Here is a 2,952-nt window from a genome sequence, read left to right as displayed (position 1 = left end):
ACTTGTAAGGATAAACGACTGTTTGGGGTTGTATAGTCAAGTAATTAAGTGCATGTGGTGGATGCCTTGGCAGTCAGAGGCGATGAAAGACGTGATAGCCTGCGAAAAGCTCCGGGGAGGCGGCAAATATCCTGTGATCCGGAGATGTCTGAATGGGGAAACCCACTTACCATAAGGTAGGTATTGCAACATGAATACATAGTGTTGCAAGGCGAACGAGGGGAAGTGAAACATCTCAGTACCCTTAGGAAAAGAAATCAATTGAGATTCCCTCAGTAGCGGCGAGCGAAAGGGGAAGAGCCCATTAAGTCATATAAGTTCTAGTGGAACGCTCTGGGAAGTGCGACCGTAGACGGTGATAGTCCTGTACACGAAAGGGCTTATATGATGATGTCGAGTAGGGCGAGGCACGTGAAACCTTGTCTGAATATGGGGGGACCATCCTCCAAGGCTAAATACTCCTGACTGACCGATAGTGAACCAGTACCGTGAGGGAAAGGCGAAAAGAACCCCTGTGAGGGGAGTGAAATAGATCCTGAAACCGCATGCATACAAGCAGTGGGAGCCGGCTTAGTCCGGTGACTGCGTACCTTTTGTATAATGGGTCAGCGACTTATATTCAGTAGCAAGGTTAACCGAATAGGGGAGCCGTAGGGAAACCGAGTCTTAATAGGGCGTTTAGTTGCTGGGTATAGACCCGAAACCAGGTGATCTATCCATGAGCAGGTTGAAGGTTGGGTAACACTAACTGGAGGACCGAACCCACTGTCGTTGAAAAGCCAGGGGATGACTTGTGGATAGGGGTGAAAGGCTAATCAAACTTGGTGATAGCTGGTTCTCCCCGAAAGCTATTTAGGTAGCGCCTCGGACGAATACCATTGGGGGTAGAGCACTGTTTCGGCTAGGGGGTCATCCCGACTTACCAAACCGATGCAAACTCCGAATACCAATGAGTACTATCCGGGAGACAGACTGCGGGTGCTAACGTCCGTAGTCAAGAGGAAAACAATCCAGACCGCCAGCTAAGGCCCCAAAATTATAGTTAAGTGGGAAACGATGTGGGAAGGCATAGACAGCTAGGAGGTTGGCTTAGAAGCAGCCACCCTTTAAAGAAAGCGTAATAGCTCACTAGTCGAGTCGGCCTGCGCGGAAGATGTAACGGGGCTAAAACTATATGCCGAAGCTGCGGATGCATAATTTATTATGCGTGGTAGGGGAGCGTTCTGTAAGCCGATGAAGGTGGATTGAGAAGTCTGCTGGAGGTATCAGAAGTGCGAATGCTGACGTGAGTAACGACAATGCGAGTGAAAAACTCGCACGCTGAAAGACCAAGGGTTCCAGTCCAACGTTAATCGGGGCTGGGTGAGTCGACCCCTAAGGCGAGGCCGAGAGGCGTAGTCGATGGGAAATTGGTTAATATTCCAATACTTCTGTGTAATGCGATGAGAGGACGGAGAAGGTTAAGTCAGCCTGGCGTTGGTTGTCCAGGTGGAAGGTTGTAGGCATGTATCTTAGGCAAATCCGGGGTACTCTATGCTGAGAACTGATAGCAAGCTGTACTTGTACAGTGAAGTGGCTGATACCATGCTTCCAGGAAAAGTCTCTAAGCTTCAGTTACACAGGAATCGTACCCGAAACCGACACAGGTGGTCAGGTCGAGTAGACCAAAGCGCTTGAGAGAACTCTGCTGAAGGAACTAGGCAAAATGGTACCGTAACTTCGGGAGAAGGTACGCTGTTGTCTGTGATAGGACTTGCTCCTTGAGCGGCCGACAGCCTCAGAAACCAGGCCCCTGCAACTGTTTATTAAAAACATAGCACTCTGCAAACACGAAAGTGGACGTATAGGGTGTGATGCCTGCCCGGTGCTGGAAGGTTAATTGATGGGGTTAGCGTAAGCGAAGCTCTTGATCGAAGCCCCAGTAAACGGCGGCCGTAACTATAACGGTCCTAAGGTAGCGAAATTCCTTGTCGGGTAAGTTCCGACCTGCACGAATGGCATAATGATGGGGGCGCTGTCTCCAGCAGAGACTCAGTGAAATCGAATTCGCCGTGAAGATGCGGTGTACCCGCGGCTAGACGGAAAGACCCCGTGAACCTTTACTGCAGCTTGACATTGAACTTTGATCTTACTTGTGTAGGATAGGTGGGAGGCTTTGAAGTCGCGACGCTAGTTGCGATGGAGCCGTCCTTGAAATACCACCCTGGTAATATTGAGGTTCTAACTCTGTCCCGTTATCCGGGACGAGGACCATGTCTGGTGGGTAGTTTGACTGGGGCGGTCTCCTCCTAAAGAGTAACGGAGGAGTACGAAGGTGCGCTCAGCGTGGTCGGAAATCACGCGTAGAGTATAAAGGCAAAAGCGCGCTTAACTGCGAGACCCACAAGTCGAGCAGGTACGAAAGTAGGTCTTAGTGATCCGGTGGTTCTGTATGGAAGGGCCATCGCTCAACGGATAAAAGGTACTCTGGGGATAACAGGCTGATACCGCCCAAGAGTTCATATCGACGGCGGTGTTTGGCACCTCGATGTCGGCTCATCTCATCCTGGGGCTGAAGCAGGTCCCAAGGGTATGGCTGTTCGCCATTTAAAGAGGTACGCGAGCTGGGTTTAGAACGTCGTGAGACAGTTCGGTCCCTATCTACCGTGGGCGTTGGAAATTTGAGAGGATCTGCTCCTAGTACGAGAGGACCAGAGTGGACGAACCTCTGGTGTACCGGTTGTCACGCCAGTGGCATCGCCGGGTAGCTATGTTCGGAAGGGATAACCGCTGAAAGCATCTAAGCGGGAAGCCTACCTCAAGATAAGATTTCCCCGAGACTTTATGTCTCCTAAAGAGCCGTTGAAGACTACGACGTTGATAGGTTGGATGTGGAAGCATAGTGATATGTGAAGCTGACCAATACTAATTGCTCGTGAGGCTTGACTATACAACACCCAAACAGTTGTTGTA

1 rRNA gene is annotated in these 2,952 nt (G+C 50.4%); it reads left to right on the top strand.

The features are described 5' to 3' along the window. Nucleotides 1–34 precede the first annotated feature (34 nt). Nucleotides 35–2,929 (top strand): 23S ribosomal RNA (locus tag NI466_RS15640). Nucleotides 2,930–2,952: the final 23 nt, after the last annotated feature.

This window comes from Acinetobacter lwoffii, from assembly GCF_024129595.1.
Lineage (GTDB): Bacteria > Pseudomonadota > Gammaproteobacteria > Pseudomonadales > Moraxellaceae > Acinetobacter > Acinetobacter lwoffii_O.
Note: the sequence above shows the minus strand (reverse complement) of the source record. Positions and strands in the feature narration are given on the sequence as shown.